The sequence below is a fragment of the Rhizobium sp. N324 genome (genome assembly GCF_001664485.1).
GTDB lineage: Bacteria > Pseudomonadota > Alphaproteobacteria > Rhizobiales > Rhizobiaceae > Rhizobium.
Map to the genome: position 1 here is coordinate 164,552 of NZ_CP013630.1, position 18,356 is coordinate 182,907.

Below are 18,356 nucleotides of genomic sequence, written 5' to 3' on the forward strand. Positions count from 1 at the left end.
AAATGACTGGAATCATGCAAGGTAAGCGCGGCCTCATCATGGGCGTCGCAAACAATCATTCGATCGCCTGGGGAATTTCAAAAGCTCTTGCCGCACAGGGTGCGGAACTCGCCTTCACCTATCAGGGCGATGCGCTCGGCAAGCGCGTCAAGCCGCTGGCTGCCGAAGTCGGCTCGGATTTCGTGCTGCCCTGCGACGTCGAGGACATCGCCTCGGTCGATGCCGTGGTCGACGCGATCGAACAGCGCTGGGGCAAGCTGGATTTCATCGTCCATGCCATCGGTTTTTCCGACAAGAACGAGCTGAAGGGTCTCTACGCCGATACGACGCGCGAGAATTTCAGCCGCACCATGGTCATTTCCTGTTTCTCCTTCACCGAGATAGCCAAGCGCTGTGCGCCGTTGATGGAAGACGGCGGTGCGATGCTGACGCTGACCTATAACGGTTCGACCCGCGTCATCCCGAACTACAACGTCATGGGTGTCGCCAAGGCGGCGCTCGAGGCTTCGGTGCGTTATCTCGCCGCCGATTACGGCCCGCGCGGCATCCGTGTCAACGCCATATCGGCCGGCCCGATCCGCACGCTTGCCGGCGCCGGCATCTCGGATGCGCGCGCAATCCTCTCCTGGAACCAGCGCAATGCGCCGCTGCGCAAGACCGTGACCATCGATCAGGTCGGCAATTCGGCTCTCTACCTGCTCTCCGACCTTTCCGCCGGCGTCACCGGCGAAATCCATTTCGTCGACGCCGGCTTCAACGTCACTTCCATGCCGACGCTTGACACCCTGCGCCGGGCCGACGTCGAGTAATAGCCCTTATTCAAAAGACTCCAAAAGGCCATGCGTATAATAATGCGCATGGCCTTGCTGTTTTTAGACGTAAGAGTTATATTGTAAAGGCATTTGGGGTGATCCGTGGAGCGAAACAGCCAGAAGATTATTGCCAGGCTGAAGCGGGAAGGCTTCGAAGTCGTTTCGATCAAAGGCTCTCATCATAAGCTTCGAAGGGGCAATGAGACCATCATCGTTCCGCACCCGAAAAAGGATCTGCCGACCGGCACCGCGCTTGCAATTGCGAAGCAGGCCGGATGGAGTGTGAGTGACAAATCATGAAATATTTCATTGCTCTCGTGCATAAGGACAGCGACAGCGCTTTCGGGATCAGCTTTCCGGATCTGCCGGCGGTATTCTCCGCTGCCGATGAGGAAGAAGACCTTACTGCGAACGCCATAGAAGCCCTTCGCCTTTGGGCGGAAGACGAAACTCTGCCGCTGCCTTCCTCATATGACGAGATCGGCTCACGGCAGGATATCCGCGCGCAGCTGGCCGAGGGTGCTTTTCTGACGCGCGTTCCTTTTATCGAAGACACAACACGCACCGTTCGAGCCAATGTGACTTTCGACAAAGGTATGCTTGAGGCAATCGACAAGGCTGCGAAAGAGCGCGGCCTCACCCGTTCGGCTTTCCTTGCGAGTGCGGCCCGCAAGGAAATCGAGGCTGCATAAGGCTTATTTCTTCGCCCACAGCACCTTGAAGCGGGCGTTGCGGCAGGTTTCACCGCTTTCCCTGAAATTCGCTGCCAGAACCGGCTCGTAGGGCAGGCCGCGATTGGCGACCAGCATCAGGCGGCCGCCGCCGCGAAGCGCGGATGCGGCGGTCTTGATCATTGCCTGGCCGAGCGCCGGCTCGGCGGCGTGCCCTTCGTGGAAGGGCGGGTTCATGATGACGAGATCGTATTTGTCCTTGACCGGCTCGCCCGCCAGATCGTGCCAGAAGAAGCGCGCAGGCGCGTTCGGGCAGTTCTCTGCCAGATTGTCCCGCGCGGCCTCGAGAGCCGCGTGATCGGCCTCGTAGAGGTCGAGACGCGTCAGCCCGCGCGACCTCTGTGCCAGCTCGACGGAGAGATAACCCCAGCCGGCGCCGAAATCGGCGACGTCACCGGTAAAATCCTGCGGCAGGCGCGAGGCGAGCAGTTCCGATCCGGCATCGATTCGGTCATGCGAGAACATGCCGGCGGTGGCATTGAAACGGCCGTCGACGCGCACCGGCGCCTTTGCCAACTTGGAGACGATCTCGTCGGCATCGGCAGGACGGCCGAACCAGAAGGCGACGCCGTGATATTTCGGCATATGGTCGATGGCGAGGCCGAAGCCTTCCAGGCGCTTGCGCAGCGGCTGAATGCCGTCTTCCTTGGCGCCGGCAACGACGATCAGGCCGCCGATCCGCGTGCGGGCGATGGCCGCGGCGAGATTGGCCTCGTTCTCGCCCTTGTGCTTCGTGCAAAGCACCAGGGCGGCATCGTAGTCTTCGCCGTCGATCTCGGGTTTGGCGTCGATCCGCTGGGCCAGCAGCTGCCGGTAGAGCGGCCGGAAGCCCTGGACGGCGCTGAGAGAGGCGGCGAAATCGTCGGGCAGCGCAAAGCCCGCCTCGGCGCCGAGGAAGAGCACACGCTCGCCCTCGCCGGGCGCCTGGACTGTGCCGCTGGCAAAGGGATGGAACAGGGTCTTCAGCGTCTCGCGGCTCATGGGTCTCGTCTCGTTAAAAGCAGGTCGCGCAAAAATGTGTGAGCGGTTTTGCGGCCACGACATGCGCAAAACCGGGATACAAAAAGGGCGCGGAAGATTCCCGCGCCCGGAATGAAATCTGGGAGACGCGGCTTATTCGGCCGCTTCTTCCTTCTTCTTCTCGTTCGGGATCTCCTGGCCGGTGGCCTGGTCGACGACCTTCATCGACAGGCGAACCTTGCCGCGTTCGTCGAAGCCGAGCAGCTTGACCCAGACCTTGTCGCCTTCCTTGACGACGTCCTGCGTCTTGGCAACGCGCTCGGAAGCGAGCTGCGAGATATGGACGAGGCCGTCGCGGGCGCCGAAGAAGTTGACGAAGGCGCCGAAGTCGGCGGTCTTGACGACCGTACCTTCGTAGATCTGGCCGATCTCAGGTTCGGCGACGATCGAGTGGATCCACTTGCGGGCCGCTTCGATTTCCTTGCCTGAGGAGGAGGCGATCTTGACGGTGCCGTCGTCTTCGATGTTGATCTTCGCGCCGGTCTTTTCGACGATTTCGCGGATGACCTTGCCGCCGGAGCCGATGACTTCGCGGATCTTGTCGACCGGGATGTTCATGACTTCGATGCGCGGAGCGAATTCGCCGAGCTGGCCGCGGCTTTCGGTGATGGCCTTGGCCATTTCGCCGAGAATGTGGGCGCGACCGCCCTGAGCCTGGCCAAGGGCGACCTTCATGATCTCTTCGGTGATACCGGCGATCTTGATGTCCATCTGCAGAGAGGTGATGCCGTCGGCGGTGCCTGCAACCTTGAAGTCCATGTCGCCGAGATGGTCTTCGTCACCGAGAATGTCGGAGAGGACGGCGAAGCGATCGCCTTCCAGGATCAGACCCATGGCGATACCGGCAACCGGCTTGGCGAGCGGAACGCCGGCATCCATCAGAGCCAGCGACGTGCCGCAGACGGTCGCCATCGAGGACGAGCCGTTCGACTCGGTGATCTCGGAGACGACGCGCAGCGTGTAGGGGAACTGCTCCGGCGTCGGCAGCATCGGGCGGATGGCGCGCCATGCGAGCTTGCCGTGGCCGATTTCGCGGCGGCCCGGGGAGCCCATACGGCCGGTTTCGCCAACCGAGTAGGGAGGGAAGTTGTAGTGGAGCAGGAAGCGCTCCTTGTACATGCCCGTCAGGCTGTCGACATACTGTTCGTCTTCGCCGGTGCCGAGCGTGGCAACGACGATCGCCTGCGTTTCACCGCGGGTGAACAGCGCCGAACCATGGGTGCGCGGCAGAAGGCCGACTTCCGAAACGATCGGACGGACGGTTTCGAGGTCGCGGCCGTCGATGCGGCTCTTGGTGTCGAGGATATTCCAGCGGACGATTTTCGCCTGCAGGTGCTTGAAGATCGCGCCGACTTCCTCGGCGGTGTAGCGGGCTTCGCCTTCCTCGGGGAGGAAGTGTGCCTTCACCTTCGCCTTGACGGCGTCGACGGCGGCGTAGCGGTCAGCCTTCTGAGTGATCTTGTAGGCTTGGCGAAGTTCAGCTTCGGCAAGGCCGAGCATCTCGGTTTCGAGAGCGGAATAATCTTCCGGCTGGAAGTCGCGCGGCTCCTTGGCGGCTACTTCGGCGAGCTTGATGATCGCGTCGAGAACCGGCTGGAAGCCCTTGTGGCCGAACATGACGGCGCCGAGCATGACTTCTTCGTTGAGTTCCTTGGCTTCGGATTCAACCATCAGCACGGCGTCGTAGGTGCCGGCGACGACGAGATCGAGGCTCGATTCGTCCATCTCGTCGAGATGCGGGTTGAGAACATATTCGCCGTTGATGTAGCCGACGCGCGCACCGCCGACCGGGCCCATGAACGGAACGCCGGAGAGCGTCAGCGCTGCAGATGCAGCAACCATCGACAAGACGTCGGGATCGTTTTCAAGATCGTGCTGGACGACGGTGACGACGACCTGCGTGTCGTTCTTGTAGCCTTCCGGGAACAGTGGGCGGATCGGGCGGTCGATCAGGCGGGAAACCAGCGTTTCCTTTTCAGACGGACGACCTTCGCGCTTGAAGTAGCCGCCGGGGATCTTGCCGGCTGCATAGGTCTTTTCCTGGTAGTTGACGGTGAGCGGAAAGAAGTCCTGGCCGGGCTTCGGCGCCTTGGCCGAAACGACGGTGGCGAGAACGACGGTTTCGCCGTAGGTGGCGAGAACTGCGCCGTCGGCCTGACGGGCGATCTTGCCGGTTTCGAGCTTCAGCGGGCGGCCGGCCCACTCGATTTCGACTGTGTGTGTATCAAACATGACTTGTCCTTCAATGCGGGAGCACGCGCCATCGCCGATATCAGGGCGCAGCGCACAGTCGACCGCAAACAATGTGACGTATCACGGGCAAGACAACGGGAGGCTTTTCATCCTTGGTTTCCTCGATAATCCGAGGGTCCCTGGGAAAACCAGGCCAAAGCCTCGAGAAGCCTTGGCCGAAAGCATCCGGCAATCCTGCCCCATGACAGGTCAACGGTTGGTTTGGCAGAACCGGCCCATCCGGGTCCGCCGGTCGTTCCACCGCTTGGAGATAGGGCGCGGCTGGAACATTTCATCGGGAACCACGTCCCGAAACAGGATCCGGCGGGCGCTCGGAAAGCGCCCGCCGGACAAACTTAGCGGCGGATACCCAGGCTGGAAATCAGCTTGGAATAGCGGCCTTCATCCTTCTTCTTGAGATAATCAAGAAGCGAGCGGCGGCTCGAAACCATCGTCAACAGGCCACGGCGGGAATGGTTATCCTTCTTGTGGTCCTTGAAGTGTTCGGTCAGGTTGTTGATGCGTTCGGTCAGGATCGCGACCTGAACCTCAGGAGAACCGGTGTCGCCTTCGGCGGTTGCGTATTCCTTGATCAGCGCAGACTTGCGCTCAGCAGTGATCGACATCGGGTGATCCTTTCTAAGAGAGGAGATAAAGGTCGCCAAAAGCCGGGATGCCGTCCAGCTTTGGCCGTGAATGCGAGCAGGCGAACCTGACGCTGGCGCTGCCTATAAACCAAATAAGCAGCGATGGAAAGAGGGGAGCGCCCGCAGCGGTTTCAGCGGCCCGCCATCGCCGCCCGGATCATAGCATTGTAACCCTCGGGATCCTGCAGCATGGCGAAATGGCTGGCCTCTTTCAGGATGACGAGCTTGGCACCCGGTATCTGTTTCGCCATCATTTCCGTATGGTCGAGCTTCACGGCTTCATCGTGGTCGCCGATGGCGAGCGTGACCGGCACCGTAATCTTTCCGAGATCCGCCGCCGTCCAGGCCGGCTGTGTCGCCCACATCTCGGAGATCTGGGTGACGAAGGCGTCGTACTCGTTCGGCGTCGGCGACAGCGTCCGATATTGTTCGCCGGCGACATTGATATAGTCGTTGAAGGTCTTGTTGTTCATGACGTCGGGCTTGACGCCGTCGGTCGTGACATTGGCCGCCTGGGCAATGACGCGCGTCAGCTTTTCCGGATATTTCATCGCCATGTCGATGCCGATGATGCCGCCGTCCGACCATCCCACCAGCGTCACCTTGCCAATCTTCAAATGGTCGAGAAGCGCGGCATAATCCGATGTCATCAGATCGTAGCCGAAGGGCTGCCGGCTGCGCGTCGAGCGCCCATGCCCGCGGCTGTCGGCAACGATGACCAGGTGGTCTTTGGCAAATTCGGCGATCTGGTGGCCCCAGACCTCGGCATTGCCAAGCCCGCCATGGATGAAGAGCATCGGCTCGCCTTCACCATACTCGGCGTAATACATGCTGATGTCGTTCACATCGGCCATGCCGCTGGTCTTCGGCACGGGCATTGGAGGAAAGGCCGGGAGCTCGGCCCAGCGCTCGGCGGATTGAGCGCCGGTAATGGCCAGGAACATCGAAAAGAACGTCAGCATGCCGATAGCAGTCGCGCGCATAATCATCCCCCTTGTCGGGCCGCCATGGCCCCTCGGACCGTTAGGGCCCCTCGGGCGGCCATCGCCCGAAAGGAAGATATCGCATCGCCAACGCCTGACAATCGTTGGCTGTGCAGACTCAGCCGAAAACCCGCTTCGGGCGAAATTCGCCCTGGCCGATCTCGCCGATCGCAATCAGCCTGCCGCGGGCCGTCGCATAGGCTTCGCTTTCGGCAACCGGCGCATCGCGGCCGCGCACCAGGATCGGGTTGCCCATTTTCAGCCGGTGGGCCTGGTCGTCGTTGATGACGAGATGGGGCAGAGCCGATAGCGCCTCGCAGGTGTCGATCAGCAGCGCATCGAGGGCTGCCAGCCGCTCGTCCGTATCTTCGATCGCCTCCAACGCCACGAGGTCGGCGAGCGGCACCATCGCCTCTTCCGAAAAGGGCGCGACAAAGGTGCGCCGCAGCCCCGAGACGTGGCCGTAGCAGCCGAGCTCCCGGCCGAAATCGCGGGCGAGCGCCCTGACATAGGTGCCCTTGCCGCATTCGACTTCGAAATGCGCGCTGTTGGCATCCGGGCAGGCGAGCAAGGTCAGCCGGAAGATATCGACTTCGCGCGAGGGGATTTCGACGGTTTCGCCTTCGCGCGCCAGATCATAGGCGCGTTCCCCCGATATCTTGATCGCCGAAAACTGCGGCGGCACCTGGCTGATGGTGCCGATATAGCGAGGCAGGATATCGCGGATCTGCTGTTCGCTCGGGCGTTTGTCCGAGCTTGCGGTCACGTCGCCCTCGAGATCGTCGGTCGCCCGCTCTTCGCCCCAGCTGACCGTGAATTCATAGATCTTGCGGCCGTCCATCACATAGGGAACGGTCTTCGTCGCATCGCCGAGCGCGATCGGCAGCATGCCGGAGGCGAGCGGATCGAGCGTGCCGGCATGACCGGCCTTCTGCGCCTTGTAGAGCCACTTGATCTTGGAAACGGCTTCGGTCGAGCCGAAATCCACCGGCTTGTCGAGGATCAGCCAGCCGGAAATCGGCCGGCCCTTGGGTTTGCGTGGTTTGGACATCAGTCTCTTCTGTTTATTGTTCGTCTTTATCGCCGTCGAGATCGCGGCTCACCTCGGGCGAGCGCAGCAGCTCGTCGATTTTTTTGTAATTGTCGAAGCTGGTATCGTCGCGGAAGCGCACCTCCGGCATGTATTTCATCTGCCGAAGCTGCTGCCCGAGCCGGCCGCGGATATATTTCGCATGACGGTTCAACGCCTCGATGACGACGCTGTGGTCGGAAACGCCGAGCGGCGTCACGTAAGCCGTGGCGATCTTGAGGTCGGGCGACATGCGCACTTCCGAGATCGAGATCACGGTCGCTTCGATGACGTCGTCGCGCACTTCGCCCCGCTGCAATACCTGGGTGATCGCGGCGCGAACCTGTTCGCCAACGCGCAGCATGCGCTGCGAAGGCGCGGAAGAAGTTGCTCTGGTCATTGTTATCTCTATTTGCCGATGCGGCTGGGAATCGAACCCGTCAAAGGAGAGCGTCCATGACTCTTTTGGCAGAAAAGGTCAAGTCGGCGGATATCCGAAAGCCATCCGCCGGGCTGGCGAATGGCTTTCGGAAAGCTGATGCTGCGCTTAAAGCGCGCCGCGGTTTAGAGCGTGCGCGTGATATGCTCGACGCGGAAGCACTCGATGACGTCGCCGGCGCGCATATCCTCGTAATTTTCGAAGGCCATGCCGCATTCCTGGCCCATCGGCACTTCGGAGACTTCGTCCTTGAAGCGCTTGAGGGTCTTGAGCTTGCCTTCGTGAACGACGACGTCGTTGCGGATGAGGCGGACGCCCGCACCGCGTTCGACCTTGCCTTCGACGACACGGCAGCCCGCGACCTTGCCAACCTTGGTGATGTTGAACACCTCGAGGATTTCGGCATTGCCGATGAAGGTTTCGCGCCGTTCCGGAGACAAGAGGCCCGACATCGCTGCCTTCACGTCATCCACCAGGTCGTAGATGATGTTGTAGTAGCGGATTTCGAGGCCTTCGCGCTCGGCGAACTGGCGTGCCTGCGTATTGGCACGAACGTTGAAGCCGATGATGGCCGCGTTCGACGCTTCGGCGAGCGAGATATCCGACTCGGTGATGCCGCCGGCGCCCGAATGGACGATACGGGCGCGGACCTCGTCGGTACCGAGCTTCTCCAGTGCGCCGGCAATTGCTTCGATCGAGCCCTGCACGTCGCCCTTGATAACAAGCGGGAACTCCTTGATGCCGGCGCTCTGGCGCTGCATCATCATCTGTTCCAGCGAGCCGCGCTGTCCCGACTGGCGGGCAGCCGCCTTGTCGCGGGCCAGACGCTGACGGTATTCCGAGATTTCGCGGGCGCGGCTTTCGCTTTCGACGACGGCGAACTTGTCGCCCGCCTGCGGCGTTCCGGAAAGGCCGAGAACCTCGACCGGGGTTGCGGGACCGGCTTCCTTCACATGGTCGCCCTTGTCGGTGACCAGCGCGCGCACGCGACCCCAGACGTCGCCGGCGACGATGATCTGGCCCGGACGCAGCGTACCCTTCTGAACGAGCACGGTCGCGACCGAACCACGGCCACGATCGAGCTGGGCTTCGATGACGGTACCTTCGGCAGTCCGGTTCGGGTTGGCCTTGAGATCGAGAATTTCCGCCTGCAGCAGGATCGCCTCGAGCAGCTTGTCGAGGTTCTTGCCGGTTTTGGCCGAAACTTCGACGTCGAGCACTTCACCGCCCATGGATTCCACGAAGACTTCGTGTTGCAGCAGCTGATTGCGGACCTTCTGCGGATCGGCCTCGTGCTTGTCGACCTTGTTGATCGCCACGATGATCGGAACACCGGCCGCCTTGGCGTGGTTGATCGATTCGATCGTCTGCGGCATCACGCTGTCGTCGGCCGCGACGACCAGGATCGCGATGTCGGTCGCCTGGGCGCCGCGGGCACGCATGGCCGTAAAGGCGGCGTGGCCGGGGGTGTCGATGAAGGTGATCTTCTGGCCGCTCTGCTCCACCTGATAGGCGCCGATATGCTGGGTGATGCCGCCGGCTTCGCCGGAGACCACGTTGGCATGGCGGATGGCGTCGAGCAGCGAGGTCTTGCCGTGGTCGACATGGCCCATGATGGTGACGACAGGCGGGCGCGAAACCAGTTCGACATCCTCGTCCGACACGTTGAAGATGCCGAGTTCGACGTCGGATTCCGACACGCGCCGGACCGTATGGCCGAATTCGCCGGCGATGAGTTCGGCGAGATCGGCGTCGATGACGTCACCCGGCTTCATCATCTGGCCTTCCTTCATCAGGTACTTGATGACGTCGACGGCGCGTTCGGACATGCGCTGCGACAGTTCCTGAATGGTGATGGTCTCCGGCAGAACCACCTCGCGGGAGATCTTCTCGCGGGTTTCCTGCATCTGACCGCGGCGGAATTTCTCCTGCCGGCGGCGCATCGCCGAGAGCGAACGGCCGCGGGCATTGTCCTCGCCGTCGACATTGGCGGTGGAGATCGTCAGCTTGCCGCGACGGCGCTCTTCATCCGTCTTCGGGCGTGTGGTGACCGGCTTTGCCGGTTCCGGGCGAACGACGCGGCCACGGACCGGGCCGCCGCGCGCGGCACCGCCACGATCGTCGTCTTCCTTTTCGTCGCGGCGGCCGCGAACGGCGCCGGGAGCAGCTGCGCCTGCTGCCGGACGGGCAGCGCCAGGCGCTCCAGCCGCATCGGGCCGGCGCGCGGCAGGCGCCGACGATGCTGGCTGCGGCCGCGGAGCGTCGGCGCGTGCTTCGGCCGGAGCCGGTGCTGCGGCTGCCGGTTCGGCAACTGGAGCGGGCGCCTCAGCCTGGCGGATGGCCTCTTCGGCGGCCCTGCGGGCAGCTTCTTCGGCTTCGGCTGCCTTGCGGATAACCTCTTCGGCGGCACGGCGCTTTTCGTCCTCGGCGCGGCGGATCGCATCCTGGGCGTCACGCGCTTGGGCGTCGGCAAGCGCACGCCGGCGCGCGTCCATTTCCTCAGGCGACAGATGGTTCAGCACCACCGGGCGCGGACGATCGTTCTGGCGCGGCGCCTGGTGGGACTGCTGCGGCCGCTGGTTCGTCTGGCTGTTGTTGTTGCCCTGCTGGATCCGCGGTGCCGGTGCGGCCTGCTGCGGACGCGCCTGCACGGGTGCGGGCGCCGGTTCGGTGGCACGCACGGGAGCCACCGGAGCCACAGGTGTGATCGGCTTTTCGTCTTCCGGGCGCATCGGGCGCCGCTTACGGGTCTCGACGACGACCGCCTTGGTGCGGCCCCGACCCATATCCTGGCGAACGGTGCCCTGGCTCATCCCCGATGGTTTCAGGGTAAGCGTCTTTTTGCCCGTCACGCTGATTGTCTTGTCGTCGTTACTATCGGTCATTCGTTCCCGTTCCTTCGGACAGGGAGCGATGACTAGATCAGACCCTGTCGTTCAATACTTGTCGATCAATGAGAATGCGACCGGCCGATGCCGGTGACCGCCTCATTGTTTTTGCCGGCCAGCGCCGCCCGCTGCCCGGGACTGACCGCCAATACGGTACTGTTCGAGCATCTTTGCGCGCTTCACTACACCCTCACCCGCCTGCCCTGCAAGCACTGCGGCATGGATAAAAGCATTCTGGCCCATCAGGCCTTCCATTTCGCTCTCCGAGAAGAGACGGAAGGAAGGTATCTCCTCCTCGGTCTCCATTCCGAGGTGCCAGGCCTTGCGGGCCTGGTCGATTTTCCGGACGCCGTCATCGGCTGCATCGGTCGCGTGGAACACCGCAAGGGCTGCCCCGCTTCTGACCGCGGCATGCACTTTCGAGGAGCCGCTGACGAACTGGCCGGCTTTCCGCGCCATGTTCATCATCTGCATCAATTGCGCCGCCAGCAGGCGGTCGACGCTTGCGCCGAGATCGTCTGCCGCCTTCACATCCATTTTCAGCGCGCGGGCGAAGAGTTTCCTCGCCACGGCCCTGTCGACCAGCGAGCGGTCGATCTTCACCCAGCATCCGCGTCCCGGCAGCTCGCGCTTCAGGTCGGCGACAACAGTTCCATCGGGAGCGGCGACGAAGCGGATCAGCTCTTCCGGCGATCCGCTTTCGCGCGTCACGATGCACATGCGTCCGTTCACGTCATAACCTGCAAGATCGTCGTCCTCGTCAGGGAGAGCGTCCGGCTCATGCGCGGTCATCATGCTTCTTGTTCGGCTTCGGCTTCGGTGACCTCTTCTTCGGTCCCCTTCGCCAGGTCCTCTTCGGTGATCCAGCCGGCCGACAGGCGGGCCTGGACGATCATCTGCTCGGCCTCGACGCGCGAGACGTCGAACTTCGAGAACAGGCCTTCGAACTTCTTCGTTTCGCCGTTCTTGCGTTCCGTCCAGCCGACGAGATCGTCAGCGGCGCAACCGGCAAAATCCTCGATCGTCTTGATGCCGTCTTCGCCGAGCGCCACCATCATCTGGGCGGTCATGCCGTCGATTTCGCGCAGTTCGTCCTGAACGCCGAGCGCCTTGCGCTTCTCGTCCATCTCGGCTTCGAGACGCTCGAGGAATTCGCGGGCGCGCTGCTGGATTTCCTGCGCCGTCTCTTCGTCGAAACCGTCGATCGAGGAGATTTCGTCGAGATCGACATAGGCCAGTTCCTCGACGGCGGCAAAGCCTTCGGAGGCCAGAACCTGGCCGACCATTTCGTCGACGTCGAGCGAATCCATGAACAGGTTGGTGCGTTCGTTGAATTCCTTCTGGCGGCGTTCCGATTCCTCGGCCTCCGTCATGATGTCGATATCCCAGCCGGTCAGCTGCGACGCCAGGCGGACGTTCTGGCCGCGGCGGCCGATCGCAAGCGACAGCTGCTCGTCGGGAACGACGACTTCGATGCGCTCGGCATCCTCGTCGAGAACGACCTTGGCGACTTCGGCCGGCTGCAGGGCGTTGACGACGAAGGTCGCCGGGTCCTGGCTCCAGGGAATGATGTCGATCTTCTCGCCCTGAAGCTCGCCGACGACGGCCTGAACGCGCGAACCGCGCATACCGACGCAGGCGCCAACCGGATCGATCGAACTATCGTTCGAGATCACGGCGATCTTGGCGCGCGAGCCCGGATCGCGGGCGACCGACTTCACCTGGATGATGCCGTCGTAGATTTCAGGCACTTCCATGGTGAACAGCTTCACCATGAACTGCGGATGCGTGCGCGACAGGAAGATCTGCGGGCCGCGCTGTTCGCGACGGACGTCGTAGACATAGGCGCGGACGCGATCGCCATAGCGCACGTTCTCGCGCGGGATCATTTCGTCGCGGCGGATGATGCCTTCGCCACGGCCGAGATCGACGATGACATTGCCGTATTCGACGCGCTTGACCGTGCCGTTGACGATTTCCCCAACGCGATCCTTGAATTCGTCGAACTGGCGGTCGCGCTCGGCTTCACGCACCTTCTGCACGATCACCTGCTTGGCGGACTGTGCGGCGATGCGGCCGAAATCCATCGGCGGCAGCGGGTCGGCGATGAAATCGCCGAGTGCGGCGTCCGGGTTGCGGTCGCGGGCAAGCTCCAGCGGGATCTGCGTCGAATAATCCTCGGCCTTGTCGACGACTTCGAGCAGGCGCTGCAGACGGATTTCGCCGGTCTTCGGATTGATATCGGCCCGGATGTTGGACTCGGTGCCGTAACGGGAGCGTGCCGCCTTCTGGATGGCATCGGCCATTGCGGCCAGCACGATCTCGCGGTCGATGACCTTTTCGCGCGCCACTGCATCTGCGATCTGCAGAAGTTCGAGCCGGTTCGCACTGACTGCCATTGTCTTGTTTCTCCGTCTTAACCCCGGGTTCCCGTCCCTGGAGCGGTCTGTTGATCGGTTATTCCTGGTCGTCCGCGTCGTTCTGGTTGGCGGCCTCAGCTTTCGCCAGCTTGTCGGCGCGCAACGCCTCGCGGATCAGGTCGTCGGTCAGAATGAGCTTCGCATCGCTAAGCGCCGTGAAGGGAATGGTGACCTTTTGCTCTTCCCCGTAAGCGACCTGGTCACGCTCGAGCGTGAAACCATCTACGCCTGCTTCGACGATCTTGCCGCGGAAGCGCTTGCGATTGTCGATCAGGATCGACGTCTCGCATTTCACAAGGTGGCCCTGCCAGCGGACGAAATCGGATTTCCGAACCATCGGACGGTCGATGCCAGGCGAAGACACCTCGAGATGATACTCTTTATCGATCGGATCTTCCACATCGAGGACGGGAGAAATCGCCATCGAGATTTCTTCGCAGTCCTGAACCGTCATCGTCCCGTCATTGCGCTCGGCCATGACCTGCATTGTCGCGCCGTTCTGGTTCAGCATACGGACGCGGATCAGCCGAAAGCCCAGGCCGACGAGAACGGGCTCGATGATATCGGCAAGACGCTGGTCAAGCCCGGTTTCGGTAATCAGCCGCGGCTCAAGTTCGTTGTCTGCGTTTGTCATGTCCGACAAGCGGTGCGCTCCTCGCAATTTCATGCTGTTTAGGGATCGCGCTAATAAAAAAGAGCGGGTCCTTGCGGCCCACTCTTCATCAAGCGATCAAGAATTTGAGAGGCATATAGTCGGGTTTTTCCGAAATTGCAAGGTCTGCGACCGATTCGGCCAATTCGCTTCCGGCGAGGCGACGAGACCTATGGCCAGCGCTGGTCTTGCGCATATATTGCCGTGGGGCGCAACAACAAGAGCGGAGAAATCGTGGCCTATACGTCGTCGACATTGGCGCCTTTGCGGCACGATACCTACCGTGCCATCTGGTTTGCCAGCCTGTCCTCGAATTTCGGCGGCCTGATCCAGGCGGTGGGTGCTGCCTGGATGATGACGACGATCACCGCCTCCGAAGACATGGTCGCACTGGTGCAGACCTCGACGGCGCTCCCTATCATGCTGTTTTCGCTGATCTCCGGTGCGCTCGCCGACAATTATGATCGCCGCCGGGTCATGCTGACGGCGCAGTGTCTGATGCTGGCGGTCTCGGCGCTGCTGACGGTCACGGCCCTTCTCGGCTGGATCACGCCCTGGCTGCTGCTGTTCTTCACCTTCCTGATCGGCTGCGGCACCGCGCTCAACAACCCTTCCTGGCAAGCTTCGGTCGGCGACATGGTGCCGCGCGCCGATCTGCCGGGCGCCGTCACGCTGAACAGCATGGGTTTCAACATCACCCGAAGCGTCGGCCCAGCGATCGGCGGCGTCATCGTCGCGGCAGCCGGCGCCGCCGCGGCCTTTGCGGTCAACACCCTCAGTTACCTTCCCTTGATCTATGCCCTGCTGCGCTGGCGCCCGGGCGCGCCGGTCTCGACCCTGCCGCGCGAGGCGCTCGGCAGCGCCATCTTCGCCGGCCTGCGTTATGTGTCGATGTCCCCCAATCTCGAAAAGGTCCTGGTCAGGGGGCTGCTCTTCGGCATTGGCGCCAGCTCGATCCTGGCGCTGCTCCCGGTCGTGGCGCTCGATCTCGTTGCCGGCGGCCCGCTGACCTATGGTTTCATGCTCGGCGCCTTCGGCATCGGTGCGATCGGCGGCGCGGTGCTGAATGCGCGGCTGCGCCAGATGCTGTCGAGCGAGGTGATCATCCGCCTGGCCTTTGCAGGCTTTGCGCTCAGCGCCGTCATCGCCGCCTTCAGCCCGAGCGCGGTGCTCACCTCGGCCGGGCTGCTCGTCTCCGGCGCCTGCTGGGTCTCCGCGCTCTCGCTCTTCAACACCATCGTCCAGCTGTCGACGCCGCGCTGGGTGGTGGGTCGCGCGCTGTCGCTCTACCAGACCGTCACCTTCGGCGGCATCGCCGGCGGCAGCTGGCTCTGGGGCGTGGCCGCCGATCGCTACGGCGTCGCCGATGCGCTGCTGATGTCGTCGGTCGTCATGTTGCTCGGCATCGCGATCGGCCTGCGTTTTTCGATGCCGGCCTTCGCCTCGCTCAATCTTGATCCGCTGAACCGCTTTACCGAGCCGGCGCTCAGCCTCGACATCACCCCGCGCAGCGGCCCGATCGTCATCCAGGTCGATTACGAGATTGCAGATGACGACCTTGCCGAATTCATGCAGTTGATGGGCGAGCGCCGCCGTATCCGCATCCGCGACGGCGCCCGCAACTGGGCGCTGATGCGCGATCTCGAAAATCCCGGGCTGTGGACGGAAACCTATCATACGCCGACCTGGGTCGAATACATCAGACACAACCAGCGGCGCACGCATGCCGATGCCGAAAACATCGACAGACTTCGTGCGCTTCACCGCGGCGAAGGCCTGCCGCATGTCCACCGGATGATCGAGCGTCAGGCCATTCCGCCTGATAACGACGTCTTCCACCAAGCGCCGATCGACCTGCACCATTGAGGACGACCATGTATCAATTCAGGCTCGCCCGCCAGTCGGATCTCGTCACGATCGTCCGGCTTCTGGCCGACGACGATCTCGGCAACGCCAGGGAGATCGTCTCTGATCCCGTCGATGCGCGTTATCTCTCGGCCTTCGCGGCGATCGAGGCGGATCCCAATCAGCTCTTGGCCGTCGCCATCGACGCTTCCGATCGGGTCGTCGGCTGCCTGCAACTGAGCTTCATCCCCGGCCTGTCGAGGACGGGCATGTGGCGCGGCCAGATCGAAAGCGTGCGTGTCGCAAGGGATGTTCGCGGCTCGGGCCTCGGCTCCGCCTTCATCGAATGGGCGATCGGGGAATGCGCCGCGCGCGGCTGCGGCCTCGTGCAACTTACCTCGGACAAGACGCGGGCGGATTCGATTCGCTTCTACGAGAGGCTCGGTTTCGTGGCGAGCCACGAAGGGCTGAAGCGCACGCTCTGAACAACTACTTCAGCTTGCCCTTCATCGTCGCCTCGGGAAAGCAGGTCGGCGTCATGCCGTTCTTCGCCTGCCATTCACCGATCGAACGCCGGGTCTTGTAACCCGGCAGGCCGTCGGGGCCGCCGACATCGTAGCCCTGCCGCTCCAGCGCCTTCTGCATGGCGGCGACATCGGAGCGCAGCATCTTGCCGACATCGCCCCATCGGCCTTGAAAGGCGCCGCCATTATAGGCGATCCGATCGGCGAGATTGCCGATATAGAGCGCGTAGAGATCGGAATTATTATATTCCTTGATGATATAGAAATTCGGCGTGACGATGAATTCGGGCCCGTCACGGCCGGCCGGCACCAGCATCATGCTTTGCGCTTTTAGCTCGCCGGCGGGAAAGCCCTTGCCGGAGATGCGGTCGATGCCGAGCGAGGCCCAGTGCGACAGCGGCTTTGCCAGATCCGGCCCCTCCTGGGCGCAGGAGACCGCCGCTGGTATCGACACCTCGAAGCCCCAGTCGCGGTCGCGCTGCCAGCCCTTCTTGACCAGATAGTTGGCGATCGAGGCAAGCGTATCCGGCACCGAAGTCCAGATATTGCGGTGGCCGTCGCCGTCGAAATCGACCGCATATTTCAGATAGCTCGTCGGCATGAACTGCGGCTGGCCGAGCGCGCCGGCCCACGAACCCTTGAACTCGGCAGGCGTCACGTCGCCGCCGTCGAGAATATGCAGCGCCGCCATCAGTTCGGTGCGGAACATCTCCTTGCGCGTCGACATGAAGGCCTTGGTCGCCAGCACCTCGATCGCCGGATTCGGGATCTTCGCAGCGCCGAAGCCGGTCTCCCGGCCCCAGATGGCCAGCACGATCGAGCCCGGCACGCCATAGGTCTTCTCGATCCGCTTCAGCGTCGAGCCATATTGCGCGGCAAAGCCGCGCCCGGTTGCGGCAAGCCTCTTCAGATGGTCCTCGTTGAAATAGGGACCGGGCGAGGAAAACTCCGCCTGCGTCTGCTTCTGCTCCTTCGGTGGCGGGAAACCAGGCGGGGCGAGATCGGGCAGGTTCCAGTTCAGCTCAATGCCGGAGAAGGCCGCCTTGAAGGTCTTCTCGGAAATACCGTTCGCTTTCGCCTCGGGCCAGAGATCCTTCTGCACCCAGGTCTCGAACTGCGCCTCGACGTCGGCTTTCGAAGGGGCTGCATATGAGGGGAGAGGGAGGACGGCGGTCATTATCGCCAATGCGAGTATCCGCAGCCGTCGTGGAACACCCCCCTCTGTCCTGCCGGACATCTCCCCCACAAGGGGGGAGATCGGCTGGGGGCACCCTCTCGTCCGAACCAAACGCTGCAGATCGCCGCCGCCTGGCACGCGGTCAAGATTTCGCGACGCCGGTGAAACTTGCCGATCTCCCCCCTTGTGGGGGTCCGAAGGACGGGTCGAGACCCGCGGCTCGACCCCGGGCCCGGCAGGGCAGAGGGGGGTATCTTTCGACATATACAAATCCCTCATATCACCGTCCGCGCCCGAAGGGCCGCCGCCAGCGTGCCCTCGTCGAGATAATCGAGTTCGCCGCCGACCGGCACGCCATGCGCCAGCCGGGTGATCTTCACCTCAAGCCCCTGCAATTGGTCGGTGATGTAATGCGCGGTCGTCTGTCCCTCGACGGTGGCGTTGACCGCGATGATCAGCTCCCGGATGCCGCCTTCGCCGATCCGGTCGATCAGGCCGCGAATATTCAGATCGTCGGGCCCGATCCCGTCGAGCGGCGACAGCGTGCCGCCGAGCACGTGATAGGCGGCGTTCATCGCGCCGGCCCGCTCCAGCGCCCAGAGGTCGGAGACGTCTTCGACGACGATGATGATGGATTGATCGCGCTGCGTGTCGGTGCAGACGGTGCAGGGATCGACGGTATCGACATTGCCGCAGCGCGAGCAGATCTTCACCTTGTCGTAAGCCTCGCCCATCGCATTCGACAGTGGCCCCAGCAACTGGTCCTTCTTCTTGATAAGGTGCAGTGCAGCCCGGCGCGCCGAGCGCGGCCCGAGGCCCGGCACCTTTGCCAGAAGCTGGATGAGTTTTTCGATTTCGGGGCCGGTGACTCGTTTTGCCATGCGCCGTTCTTAACTGATATGCAGCGAAAACGGAAT

General features: G+C 62.7%; 17 protein-coding genes. 5 read left to right on the forward strand and 12 right to left on the reverse strand.

Annotated elements, in window-relative coordinates:
• Positions 1–2: 2 nt before the first annotated feature.
• From fabI to AMK05_RS00755, 3 genes are all read left to right on the forward strand, one after another.
• Positions 3–809, forward strand: a complete 807-nt coding sequence (gene fabI / locus AMK05_RS00745) for an enoyl-ACP reductase FabI (protein ID WP_064835660.1) — start codon at positions 3–5, stop codon at positions 807–809.
• A 105-nt stretch (positions 810–914) separates the two neighbouring features.
• Complete coding sequence (locus AMK05_RS00750; protein WP_064835662.1) at positions 915–1,112, forward strand: type II toxin-antitoxin system HicA family toxin; 198 nt, start codon at positions 915–917, stop codon at positions 1,110–1,112.
• Complete coding sequence (locus AMK05_RS00755; RefSeq protein WP_064835664.1) at positions 1,109–1,504, forward strand: type II toxin-antitoxin system HicB family antitoxin; 396 nt, start codon at positions 1,109–1,111, stop codon at positions 1,502–1,504. The genes AMK05_RS00750 and AMK05_RS00755 overlap by 4 nt, the downstream gene beginning before the upstream one ends.
• A 3-nt stretch (positions 1,505–1,507) precedes the next feature.
• On the opposite strand, the gene AMK05_RS00760 is transcribed toward AMK05_RS00755, so the two are convergent.
• From AMK05_RS00760 to rimP, 10 genes are all read right to left on the reverse strand, one after another.
• Positions 1,508–2,524, reverse strand: a complete 1,017-nt coding sequence (locus AMK05_RS00760) for a class I SAM-dependent methyltransferase (RefSeq protein WP_064835666.1) — start codon at positions 2,522–2,524, stop codon at positions 1,508–1,510.
• A 132-nt stretch (positions 2,525–2,656) separates the two neighbouring features.
• Positions 2,657–4,795, reverse strand: coding sequence for a polyribonucleotide nucleotidyltransferase (gene pnp, locus AMK05_RS00765; RefSeq protein ID WP_064835668.1), 2,139 nt, complete (start codon positions 4,793–4,795; stop codon positions 2,657–2,659).
• Between the two features lie 356 nt (positions 4,796–5,151).
• The gene (gene rpsO, locus AMK05_RS00770; protein WP_025417456.1) at positions 5,152–5,421 is read right to left on the reverse strand and encodes a 30S ribosomal protein S15; all 270 of its coding nucleotides are present in this window, start codon (positions 5,419–5,421) and stop codon (positions 5,152–5,154) included.
• 152 nt (positions 5,422–5,573) lie between these two features.
• The gene (locus tag AMK05_RS00775) at positions 5,574–6,425 is read right to left on the reverse strand and encodes an alpha/beta fold hydrolase (protein WP_064835670.1); all 852 of its coding nucleotides are present in this window, start codon (positions 6,423–6,425) and stop codon (positions 5,574–5,576) included.
• A gap of 118 nt (positions 6,426–6,543) precedes the next feature.
• Positions 6,544–7,476 carry a tRNA pseudouridine(55) synthase TruB gene (truB, locus tag AMK05_RS00780; protein WP_064835672.1) on the reverse strand — a complete coding sequence of 311 codons (933 nt, stop codon included), beginning with the start codon at positions 7,474–7,476 and terminating at the stop codon, positions 6,544–6,546.
• A gap of 13 nt (positions 7,477–7,489) precedes the next feature.
• Complete coding sequence (rbfA, locus tag AMK05_RS00785) at positions 7,490–7,894, reverse strand: 30S ribosome-binding factor RbfA (RefSeq protein ID WP_064835674.1); 405 nt, start codon at positions 7,892–7,894, stop codon at positions 7,490–7,492.
• Between the two features lie 164 nt (positions 7,895–8,058).
• Positions 8,059–10,818 carry a translation initiation factor IF-2 gene (infB, locus tag AMK05_RS00790; RefSeq protein ID WP_064835676.1) on the reverse strand — a complete coding sequence of 920 codons (2,760 nt, stop codon included), beginning with the start codon at positions 10,816–10,818 and terminating at the stop codon, positions 8,059–8,061.
• 102 nt (positions 10,819–10,920) lie between these two features.
• Positions 10,921–11,616: an RNA-binding protein gene (locus tag AMK05_RS00795; protein ID WP_171899733.1), complete on the reverse strand. Its 696-nt coding sequence runs from the start codon at positions 11,614–11,616 to the stop codon at positions 10,921–10,923.
• Positions 11,613–13,220, reverse strand: a complete 1,608-nt coding sequence (nusA, locus tag AMK05_RS00800) for a transcription termination factor NusA (RefSeq protein WP_064835678.1) — start codon at positions 13,218–13,220, stop codon at positions 11,613–11,615. Before nusA ends, AMK05_RS00795 begins: the two co-directional genes overlap by 4 nt.
• 58 nt (positions 13,221–13,278) lie before the next feature.
• On the reverse strand, positions 13,279–13,884 hold the full coding sequence (gene rimP / locus AMK05_RS00805; RefSeq protein WP_064835680.1) for a ribosome maturation factor RimP: 606 nt from the start codon (positions 13,882–13,884) through the stop codon (positions 13,279–13,281).
• A 243-nt stretch (positions 13,885–14,127) separates the two neighbouring features.
• Between rimP and AMK05_RS00810 the strand changes: the two genes are divergently transcribed.
• Together AMK05_RS00810 and AMK05_RS00815 are read left to right on the forward strand one after the other, a co-directional pair.
• Positions 14,128–15,759, forward strand: coding sequence for an MFS transporter (locus AMK05_RS00810; protein WP_064835682.1), 1,632 nt, complete (start codon positions 14,128–14,130; stop codon positions 15,757–15,759).
• An 8-nt stretch (positions 15,760–15,767) separates the two neighbouring features.
• Positions 15,768–16,223: a GNAT family N-acetyltransferase gene (locus tag AMK05_RS00815; protein ID WP_064835684.1), complete on the forward strand. Its 456-nt coding sequence runs from the start codon at positions 15,768–15,770 to the stop codon at positions 16,221–16,223.
• 4 nt (positions 16,224–16,227) lie between these two features.
• Here AMK05_RS00815 and AMK05_RS00820 read toward each other — a convergent pair whose 3' ends face one another.
• Complete coding sequence (locus AMK05_RS00820; RefSeq protein ID WP_064835686.1) at positions 16,228–17,499, reverse strand: lytic murein transglycosylase; 1,272 nt, start codon at positions 17,497–17,499, stop codon at positions 16,228–16,230.
• Positions 17,500–17,714: 215 nt separating this feature from the next.
• A complete protein-coding gene (gene recR / locus AMK05_RS00825) occupies positions 17,715–18,320 on the reverse strand; it encodes a recombination mediator RecR (RefSeq protein ID WP_003589338.1) in 606 nt (201 codons plus the stop codon).
• Positions 18,321–18,356 lie beyond the last annotated feature (36 nt).

What these genes read in the sequence shown, in the direction of transcription:
- fabI (WP_064835660.1), top strand. Translation starts at nt 3, where the DNA reads ATGACTGGAATCATGCAAGGTAAGCGCGGCCTCATCATGGGCGTCGCA.
- AMK05_RS00755 (WP_064835664.1), top strand. Translation starts at nt 1,109, where the DNA reads ATGAAATATTTCATTGCTCTCGTGCATAAGGACAGCGACAGCGCTTTC.
- AMK05_RS00760 (WP_064835666.1), bottom strand. Translation starts at nt 2,524, where the DNA reads ATGAGCCGCGAGACGCTGAAGACCCTGTTCCATCCCTTTGCCAGCGGC.
- pnp (WP_064835668.1), bottom strand. Translation starts at nt 4,795, where the DNA reads ATGTTTGATACACACACAGTCGAAATCGAGTGGGCCGGCCGCCCGCTG.
- rpsO (WP_025417456.1), bottom strand. Translation starts at nt 5,421, where the DNA reads ATGTCGATCACTGCTGAGCGCAAGTCTGCGCTGATCAAGGAATACGCA.
- AMK05_RS00775 (WP_064835670.1), bottom strand. Translation starts at nt 6,425, where the DNA reads ATGCGCGCGACTGCTATCGGCATGCTGACGTTCTTTTCGATGTTCCTG.
- truB (WP_064835672.1), bottom strand. Translation starts at nt 7,476, where the DNA reads ATGTCCAAACCACGCAAACCCAAGGGCCGGCCGATTTCCGGCTGGCTG.
- rbfA (WP_064835674.1), bottom strand. Translation starts at nt 7,894, where the DNA reads ATGACCAGAGCAACTTCTTCCGCGCCTTCGCAGCGCATGCTGCGCGTT.
- infB (WP_064835676.1), bottom strand. Translation starts at nt 10,818, where the DNA reads ATGACCGATAGTAACGACGACAAGACAATCAGCGTGACGGGCAAAAAG.
- AMK05_RS00795 (WP_171899733.1), bottom strand. Translation starts at nt 11,616, where the DNA reads ATGATGACCGCGCATGAGCCGGACGCTCTCCCTGACGAGGACGACGAT.
- nusA (WP_064835678.1), bottom strand. Translation starts at nt 13,220, where the DNA reads ATGGCAGTCAGTGCGAACCGGCTCGAACTTCTGCAGATCGCAGATGCA.
- AMK05_RS00815 (WP_064835684.1), top strand. Translation starts at nt 15,768, where the DNA reads ATGTATCAATTCAGGCTCGCCCGCCAGTCGGATCTCGTCACGATCGTC.
- AMK05_RS00820 (WP_064835686.1), bottom strand. Translation starts at nt 17,499, where the DNA reads ATGTCCGGCAGGACAGAGGGGGGTGTTCCACGACGGCTGCGGATACTC.
- recR (WP_003589338.1), bottom strand. Translation starts at nt 18,320, where the DNA reads ATGGCAAAACGAGTCACCGGCCCCGAAATCGAAAAACTCATCCAGCTT.